Source organism: Desulfosporosinus cupriresistens, assembly GCF_001707885.1.
Taxonomy (GTDB): Bacteria; Bacillota; Desulfitobacteriia; order Desulfitobacteriales; family Desulfitobacteriaceae; genus Desulfosporosinus.
In genome coordinates this window covers 1-7,566 of sequence record NZ_MASS01000098.1, presented here as the reverse complement: position 1 = coordinate 7,566, position 7,566 = coordinate 1, and the positions used below count along the sequence as shown (strand labels likewise).

At 40.9% G+C, this 7,566-nt stretch carries 7 protein-coding genes, 15 tRNA genes and 1 rRNA gene; 1 reads left to right on the top strand and 22 read right to left on the bottom strand.

What is annotated here, in order from left to right:
- Window positions 1-348 precede the first annotated feature (348 nt).
- Complete coding sequence (locus tag DSBG_RS20980) at window positions 349-744, top strand: CoA-binding protein (RefSeq protein WP_068966872.1); 396 nt, start codon at window positions 349-351, stop codon at window positions 742-744.
- A 59-nt stretch (window positions 745-803) separates the two neighbouring features.
- On the opposite strand, the gene DSBG_RS20975 is transcribed toward DSBG_RS20980, so the two are convergent.
- The 22 genes from DSBG_RS20975 to rrf form a co-directional block, all read right to left on the bottom strand.
- A tRNA-Gly gene (locus DSBG_RS20975) sits at window positions 804-877 on the bottom strand.
- Window positions 878-880: 3 nt separating this feature from the next.
- Window positions 881-958 (bottom strand) — tRNA-Met (locus DSBG_RS20970).
- A gap of 1 nt (window position 959) precedes the next feature.
- Window positions 960-1,034: transfer RNA gene (locus tag DSBG_RS20965), tRNA-Asn, on the bottom strand.
- Between the two features lie 7 nt (window positions 1,035-1,041).
- Window positions 1,042-1,132: transfer RNA gene (locus DSBG_RS20960), tRNA-Ser, on the bottom strand.
- Window positions 1,133-1,146: 14 nt separating this feature from the next.
- A tRNA-Leu gene (locus DSBG_RS20955) sits at window positions 1,147-1,231 on the bottom strand.
- 5 nt (window positions 1,232-1,236) lie between these two features.
- Window positions 1,237-1,312 (bottom strand) — tRNA-Thr (locus DSBG_RS20950).
- 14 nt (window positions 1,313-1,326) lie between these two features.
- A tRNA-Arg gene (locus DSBG_RS20945) sits at window positions 1,327-1,403 on the bottom strand.
- A gap of 9 nt (window positions 1,404-1,412) precedes the next feature.
- Window positions 1,413-1,487: transfer RNA gene (locus DSBG_RS20940), tRNA-Gly, on the bottom strand.
- A 7-nt stretch (window positions 1,488-1,494) separates the two neighbouring features.
- Window positions 1,495-1,571: transfer RNA gene (locus tag DSBG_RS20935), tRNA-Lys, on the bottom strand.
- 4 nt (window positions 1,572-1,575) lie between these two features.
- Window positions 1,576-1,650, bottom strand: a tRNA-Gln gene (locus DSBG_RS20930).
- 44 nt (window positions 1,651-1,694) lie between these two features.
- A tRNA-Met gene (locus DSBG_RS20925) sits at window positions 1,695-1,769 on the bottom strand.
- Between the two features lie 50 nt (window positions 1,770-1,819).
- Window positions 1,820-1,903: transfer RNA gene (locus tag DSBG_RS20920), tRNA-Tyr, on the bottom strand.
- 20 nt (window positions 1,904-1,923) lie between these two features.
- Window positions 1,924-1,999 (bottom strand) — tRNA-Asp (locus DSBG_RS20915).
- 9 nt (window positions 2,000-2,008) lie between these two features.
- A tRNA-Val gene (locus DSBG_RS20910) sits at window positions 2,009-2,084 on the bottom strand.
- Between the two features lie 10 nt (window positions 2,085-2,094).
- Window positions 2,095-2,170 (bottom strand) — tRNA-Glu (locus DSBG_RS20905).
- A gap of 1,263 nt (window positions 2,171-3,433) precedes the next feature.
- A complete protein-coding gene (locus DSBG_RS20900; protein ID WP_068966870.1) occupies window positions 3,434-4,027 on the bottom strand; it encodes a DUF1847 domain-containing protein in 594 nt (197 codons plus the stop codon).
- Between the two features lie 44 nt (window positions 4,028-4,071).
- Window positions 4,072-5,010: a sulfite exporter TauE/SafE family protein gene (locus tag DSBG_RS20895; RefSeq protein WP_068966868.1), complete on the bottom strand. Its 939-nt coding sequence runs from the start codon at window positions 5,008-5,010 to the stop codon at window positions 4,072-4,074.
- 17 nt (window positions 5,011-5,027) lie between these two features.
- Window positions 5,028-5,474 carry a hypothetical protein gene (locus DSBG_RS20890; protein WP_068966866.1) on the bottom strand — a complete coding sequence of 149 codons (447 nt, stop codon included), beginning with the start codon at window positions 5,472-5,474 and terminating at the stop codon, window positions 5,028-5,030.
- A gap of 325 nt (window positions 5,475-5,799) precedes the next feature.
- Complete coding sequence (locus DSBG_RS20885; RefSeq protein WP_068966863.1) at window positions 5,800-6,468, bottom strand: Crp/Fnr family transcriptional regulator; 669 nt, start codon at window positions 6,466-6,468, stop codon at window positions 5,800-5,802.
- Window positions 6,469-6,727: 259 nt separating this feature from the next.
- A complete protein-coding gene (locus tag DSBG_RS20880) occupies window positions 6,728-6,925 on the bottom strand; it encodes a hypothetical protein (protein WP_068966861.1) in 198 nt (65 codons plus the stop codon).
- Window positions 6,915-7,148: a hypothetical protein gene (locus tag DSBG_RS22700; protein ID WP_141694397.1), complete on the bottom strand. Its 234-nt coding sequence runs from the start codon at window positions 7,146-7,148 to the stop codon at window positions 6,915-6,917. The genes DSBG_RS20880 and DSBG_RS22700 overlap by 11 nt, the downstream gene beginning before the upstream one ends.
- A gap of 189 nt (window positions 7,149-7,337) precedes the next feature.
- Window positions 7,338-7,454, bottom strand: a 5S ribosomal RNA gene (rrf, locus tag DSBG_RS20875).
- Window positions 7,455-7,566 lie beyond the last annotated feature (112 nt).

Sequence of the window (7,566 nt, the reverse complement as noted above, 5' to 3'; positions counted from 1 at the left end):
AACACGTCTTTCGACGCTTAACCATAATATCATTATATTGCTTTTCTGTCAACTATTAAATTTGATTTGCAAGATGTTTGCAATGTGTATCAGTTATTAATGTGACCAGCAACGTTATAAAATATACCACACTTGTCCGAACGTCGTCAACCTTTATTTTACCAATCAGAAAATATTAATTTCTGATGGTATCGGTACAACTTAGGTGGTCACCTTCGTTGGCCAGTTTCTCTATATCCAGTAGATTTCCTTTCAATGAACGAAAGGAAATGCATTAATCATGAGTTGCTATCCGAGAGGGTTTGCTTTAAACTTATTATAGTATAAACTGGAAGAGGAGGATTTTGTATGCTAGGTGATATAACGGAGCTATTAAGTCATAAAAATTGGGCTGTGGTCGGTGTGTCTAGTAACTCAGAAAAATATGGTTATAGGGTGTACATTAAACTCAAAAAAGCAGGTTACTCTGTTTATGCAATTAATCCCAAACTCGAGAGCATTGACGGGGACCGCTGCTATCCTTCATTAGCCGCATTACCGACAAAACCTGATGCAGTGAGCATTATCGTGCCACCTAAAATCACTGAACAAGTTATCAAAGATTGTATCGAGCTTGGAATCAACAGAATATGGTTGCAACCTGGTAGCGAAAGTGAAGAAGCTATCCGTAACGCCGAAGCACATGGGATCACTTTAATTCACAATCAGTGCGTTTTGATCCAAGCACGAGATAAAGTTTTTTAGGATTTCGAACAAGCTTTTAACATAGAAAAACCGCACTTTGTAGTGCGGTAATTTTTTTATGGAGCGGGTGATGAGAATCGAACTCACGTAGCTAGCTTGGAAGGCTAGTGCTCTACCATTGAGCTACACCCGCATATGGTAGCAGGGGGGGGATTCGAACCCTCGCATGAGCGGGTATGAACCGCTTGCCTTAGACCGACTTGGCTACCCTGCCATGGCTCCCCGAGTAGGACTCGAACCTACAACCTACCGGTTAACAGCCGGTTGCTCCACCATTGAGCTATCGAGGAATGTATTTGGCGGAGAAGGAGGGATTTGAACCCTCGCGGCAGTTACCCACCCTAACGGTTTAGCAAACCGTCCTCTTCAGCCACTTGAGTACTTCTCCAAGACTTTCTTATTTGGTGCGGAAGACGGGACTTGAACCCGTACGGTGTTACCCACACGCCCCTCAAACGTGCGCGTCTGCCAGTTACGCCACTCCCGCATTGATGGAGCCATTGACCGGGATTGAACCGGTGACCTTATCCTTACCAAGGATACGCTCTACCAACTGAGCTACAACGGCGAGTTTTAATTTTTTGGTGCGCTCGGAGAGATTCGAACTCCCGGCCTTCTGATTCGTAGTCAGACGCTCTATCCAGCTGGGCTACGAGCGCATATTTTTTTGGAGCGGGTGACGAGATTCGGACTCGCGACTTTCACCTTGGCAAGGTGACACTCTACCACTGAGTTACACCCGCAATTTCTTGGTGGGCCATCCGCGACTCGAACGCGGGACACCCTGATTAAAAGTCAGGTGCTCTAGCCGACTGAGCTAATGGCCCGTTATGGCTGGGGTGGGAGGATTCGAACCTACGAATGCCAGAGTCAAAGTCTGGTGCCTTACCGCTTGGCGACACCCCAATCTATATATTAAGCCTAGGCGGTTGCCTAAGGACCCAATACCTTGGTTGCGGGGGCCGGATTTGAACCGACGACCTTCGGGTTATGAGCCCGACGAGCTACCGCTGCTCCACCCCGCGACGTTTTTATAATATGATTTCTTGTTACATTAAACCTTGGACTTCTGAATTGGTGGGCAGGGATGGATTCGAACCATCGTACCTCGCGGAACAGATTTACAGTCTGTCGCCTTTAACCACTCGGCCACCTACCCACTTTGAAACAATATTTGTATGGCGACCCCGATCGGACTTGAACCGACGATCTCCTGCGTGACAGGCAGGCATGTTAACCACTACACCACGGGGCCATTATTTATTGGTGGGCGATGACAGGGTCGAACTGCCGACATCCTGCTTGTAAGGCAGGCGCTCTACCAACTGAGCTAATCACCCAAGATATTGTTGGTGACCCGTACGGGATTCGAACCCGTGTAACCGCCGTGAAAGGGCGGTGTCTTAGACCGCTTGACCAACGGGCCACGTTTTGAGAACTTTTTTAGTATAGCTGAATGATGTTAAAATGTCAACCTTTTTTCATAAATTTATTTTTGGCCTTATGAGTTTAGTAAATTGGAACTTTAGTATATTTGGAATGGCAGTAAGAAGGTTCTGAGCACGTTTACTACCTCACTTATGCACATCCAGTTGAGGATCTATTTCAACTAGAAGGTACGACCAAGCAATAGTCTTCATCCAAAGTCTTTCAGTAAATATTATGGACAGAGACCACGTCTTACATGAATAGACAATATTGTTGTTAGATTCATAGTTTGCGTCCAAAAAATATTATAATACATGAATATCTATAAGACAAGCGTATATTTGGTACTTTCTATAGTCCCTGGTGAGCACACGCCAAAAGCTTTACAACATTATATAGGTTAGCGTTGCATAAAAGCATTAGCAAAATGTCAACTGCCAAATTGGGTGAAAAGCGAAGAAAATCTCTTAATAATGCCTGTTATCTCTGATTGTTCCTGTAAAATCAATAAAAAATCCTTATAATTAGAGTTAGGGTAGTTCTTGCCCAAATCTCTAATCATAAGGAGATAAATATGCAGGACAAGAATACTACGCAATCCACATTTATGCAACTGTTTCAACCGATTCTATAAAAATAAATCGTGTAAAAATGTGGAAAAGAACTACTCTTGGGCCAATGCCCCTTTGGACCTTAGTTGTCAGATGAGTCTGGATGTATACACCAATAAGGTTAAATTTAAGCATATTCCTAGACACATCTTTTTGTTGACAAAAGCCATGTAGCTATGCAACTCTACTGTTCAAATATAGTAACATCATTATTTATAACAGATCCTGGACTACGTCAAACGACAAAAAGGAGGGTTCTCAAGTTCAAGTATTGTATGTATTACAATACTTGAATTTAGCCGTCAGTTTAATTGCTGCTTATGTTATTACTATGCACAATTGTCTTAACTTGGTGTTCTATATCGCACCTCATAAGTAACTCCTGTTGTCCCATCCATTGCAACGAATGTGACGTATACCATTTAAGTCTGTCTCCATAACTATTATTTATTGTATGGCATCTGCTAGTACCATTGATGTATTATCTGAGTACTGTATGTTAGAGAATGCGAAATTCCTTTGCGGACGTGGTACCCGTTTTAATTACCAGTCTACAAATATAATTATCGCTTTATTACATGCGTGGTGTTCCTCATTCCGAGAAAAATAACCCCACCTTAAAAGGCAGGGTTATTTCTTTAAGTTATCTGCTATTCATATTTTTTATTCATATATTTCTTACGCAGATAGCTAGAATAGCAAACTGCCAAAGGGTTATGACCTAAACTTCGATCTTTAACTGCATAGGTAGTGACCGGCGCCTCTGAGTATTTATTGAATAACATATCATGACCAACACATAAACCTACTGCCAAGTTAAGTTCTGTTTGATCATTATTTAGTACTTTGGCTTGAAGAATTGGATCACAAACGATTTCTATTTTATCCTCTTTTACTTTCGGTATTTCATAATCCTCTTTTTTAAGTCCGCCAATTTTACAACAAGTAGAATATACCTCAAAATGTTGAGACAAAATCTTTTCAAGAATTGCAGCTTCATCAACCAAGCCTATACAGAAAGCCATGCCTATTTTCTTATAACCCATTTTCTTCGCAAACATAATCACTTCATCCAGACGGCTCAAGTTATTACCATATTCAGCTTGAAAACAACCACTTAGACGGTGAAAGAGTTTGTTTGATTCATCGAGACATTCATCTAGCGTGTACTTGCCCCCAGTGCAATCAAAACCCTCTTTATCACACATGTTTTTAGTCTTCATTTTACAAGACGCACATTTCATTTTGAGAACCCCCTATTATTGATTACAATAAATCAGACTTAAGATTAGATATTAATGCCAACTAGGGGCAGCATATATTTCAGACCAATGTAGAACAGGATAATAGAAAGAAAAATTTTCATATAACGAGCATTAACGTACTTAGATACGCGGGCTGCTACTACAGTACCAATTGCAACACCAATCAGTTCTATCGCTAGAAACTTAACGTCCACATGACTACCCATAGAAATATAGTTGAGAATACTGGTCGAAGATGATACTAGGATAGAAAGCACGGAAGTTCCAGCCACAATATACATTGGGAATCCCATCACACTGGTCATAAAGGGAACCAGTAAGAAACCACCGCCAACACCAAGAGAGGCAGAAATAACTGCAACAATAAGACCTGTAAAAAAGACGGTTACGGCGCTATACTTAAATTCTTGACCAGCAAAAGTAAAGGTGTTTTGAATACCAATTTTGCTAAAGTTCACACCGATTTCTTTAATTTCACTCATCTTGCCCGAGGCCTTAAGTTCTTTAACCTTAGCCGCAAATAGATTATTGGCAGCTTTTACACCCTTTTGACCATCTATAAATTTTGCTGTGCACTCATAGAAAAGACGCAACGAAATGGCTAAGGTAAAGAAACCAAAGTAGGGTTGAAAGTTCTTCATCTCTGTTAAAAAAGAGGACGAGAGAGTAGATCCAATCATTGCACCTACAATACCACCTAATCCTAAAGCAACGGCGGTAGGTACTACAATTCGTTTCTCACGGAGATATAAGGGAGTCCCAACGATAGGACTAACAAGGGTTAAAATCTGATTCATCGGCTTAACCATATTTGCCTTTTTAAGTCCAAAAATGCTCATATGACCAACGCCTGCTAAAATGCCGCCGGCTGCTCCTACTGATGTAAAAACATAACCAACAAAGATTCCCCAAAGAAGCAAACCGATGGGATTAGCATCTACACCAGCTAATGCGAAATGCATAAAATCTTCCTCCATTTTCAAATTTTATTTGTAACAGATGACCTGATAAAACCAAAACCTAATTTGGATAGCCTAGACTTGATTGGGGTTGCAAGTAATTGTCCAATATTATATATCAGATATGAGACTAGGTATGCCCCCAGAATATTTACTTGCCAGTTTAGTATTGGAACAGTAATGCTTTGCCATTTTAAGCTGATTATCCAAATTATAAGAACGTGTGGAACTAATTTGTAAACCGAGTCTACTACTACAACTGTTAAATAATCAAAGAATACTTCTTTCATTTCCGTCTGAAGGGATTTGTAGGCCGCTGCATCACCTATCTCAACTGCCACATTTGAAAGATCATCTAATTCCTGGTAACGCTCCTTAAAATGCTGGATTTTTTTTGTGTGGAGGTTATTTAGGAGTTTCAATAGTTTAGAAACTTTTATCATAGGAAACGCCTCACTTGCAAACATTTTAGAAGAAACAATTCTGAATCCTTATTATGCCTCCCTTCATGGATGTATTTGCATTCGACTCTACTAAATCCTCACTCTAGGATTTCTGAATTACGCTCACATTGGATTCGCTAAAGACGTAATTCACTCCCACTATTCTTTAATAAAAGAATAACAAATCCTAATACTTATTTATGTCAAACTTATGACGTTATTAATGTCATTGTAAATACGCAATTATTGTCGTCTAGATGGCATTATTAATTGTACATGTATGATATTCAAATCGACAATTCTTTGCTCTCTAAAGAATTCAAGAGACTAGCATCACCTGCTAGCCTCTCTAAACAATCCACTTATTTAACTTTTCGATGTCGAGGATAATCATTTCTCGTTCCTCAATCGATATACTGTTTTCCTGCTTGAACATATTAAGCAATGAAGTGACCGTTTGTCTTGACGTACCGATCATACAAGCTATCTCTTCATGAGTTAAACGTAAAGTGATTTTCGTGCCTGTATCCGTTTCTACTCCTGCACGTTCAGACATTTTAAGAAGTAACATTGCTAGCCTACCCGGCACCTGCCAACAAACCATTTCCTGGATAATAGCTTCAGCTTCTCGCATTCTTACACCCAAAGTTGTAGCCACCTTAATGGCAATAAGCGGATGCCTCATTAGCAATCTTTCAAAACAACTTTTACGTACAACTACCAACGTCACATTGTTAATCGCACCTGCAAAGCATGTACGCTCCCCATGATATAAAGTTTCAGCCAGACCCATTAGCTGCCCTGGACTTCTCATACTTCCAACCGTAACTCTTCTACCATCCGTAGTAATACGATAAATCTTCACAAAACCTTTTTCTATCAGATATATCCGGTCAGCCGTATCACCAGCGGAAAAAATTATTTGTCCTTTGGAGTAATTAACTACTGTCCCATATTCTCTAATAAGATTTTTTTCAGGTTCCTCCAATGCCAATGGTTCATGATTAATGTTTTCCATCCTAGAGTATCCCTCCATTATTGATTACAGTTTATCACAAATCCTCTGAAAAATACTACATTTATTGTAGATTATCAACTTAATCTGGCGAATATTCTCAGATTAAATTCAACTATAGATGGTGTTAATCAGAACTGTATTCAAATTTAAACTTTTTTTAAACTATTTTTATTCACGGCCATTGAAGATTATTTAGGAATTGTCCAATAATCTGAAGGCATTTGAAGATTAACCATACTCCAGGAAACGTTGTTTACTGCTAACTCTTTCCTAGGTTATGACCTACGTTTTTTAGCGCTTGCACCCAGGTATTCATCGTCGTCTGAAGTCCATAACTTCCATGTTCGTCTACGAAAGGCATGATAGTGGTCGTAGACACTATCGCCGAACCACCAAACCTAAAAAAATACTTCGTGGCGAAGGCGAGGTTTTCACCACACTGCGGCTCATAATACATACTCCAGCAATGTGACGATAAGCGGACGAGCTTTTCGCCACACTGCGACTCGTAACGCATACTCCAGCAATGTAACGATAAGCGGACGAGCTTTTCGCCACACTGCGACTCGTAACGCATACTCCAGCAATGTAACGATAAGCGGACGAGCTTTTCGCCACACTGCGACTCGTAACGCATACTCCAGCAATGTAACGATAAGCGGACGAGCTTTTCGCCACACTGCGACTCGTAACGCATACTCCAGCAATGTAACGATAAGCGGACGAGCTTATCGCCACACTGCGTCCCGAAACAAATTCTCCTGCAGTGTGGATCCCGAACGGGTGGAACCCCAGCCCCAGTCGCTTCTATTCATAGCTTATAAGGAACACAAAGAGACTACCTCGTTAGAGATAGTCTCTTGCTTGTTACCTGGCGATGACCTACTTTGCCAGGGGCTTGCGCCCCAAGTATCATCGGCCCTGAAGGTCTTAACTTCCGTGTTCGGTATGGGAACGGGTGGAACCCCTCCGGCATGATCACCAGATGTCTGAGATCTCACTGTTTTTTCAAACATTGCTCTCTCAAAACTGCACAGAGTCGTTAGTCTAGTCTTTGTCGAATGAATTTGAGCCACTTACCTAGCGTATTGACCTTTT

What these genes read in the sequence shown, in the direction of transcription:
- DSBG_RS20895 (WP_068966868.1), bottom strand. Translation starts at nt 5,010, where the DNA reads ATGCATTTCGCATTAGCTGGTGTAGATGCTAATCCCATCGGTTTGCTT.
- DSBG_RS20880 (WP_068966861.1), bottom strand. Translation starts at nt 6,925, where the DNA reads ATGTATTATGAGCCGCAGTGTGGTGAAAACCTCGCCTTCGCCACGAAG.
- DSBG_RS20900 (WP_068966870.1), bottom strand. Translation starts at nt 4,027, where the DNA reads ATGAAATGTGCGTCTTGTAAAATGAAGACTAAAAACATGTGTGATAAA.
- DSBG_RS20885 (WP_068966863.1), bottom strand. Translation starts at nt 6,468, where the DNA reads ATGGAAAACATTAATCATGAACCATTGGCATTGGAGGAACCTGAAAAA.
- DSBG_RS20890 (WP_068966866.1), bottom strand. Translation starts at nt 5,474, where the DNA reads ATGTTTGCAAGTGAGGCGTTTCCTATGATAAAAGTTTCTAAACTATTG.
- DSBG_RS20980 (WP_068966872.1), top strand. Translation starts at nt 349, where the DNA reads ATGCTAGGTGATATAACGGAGCTATTAAGTCATAAAAATTGGGCTGTG.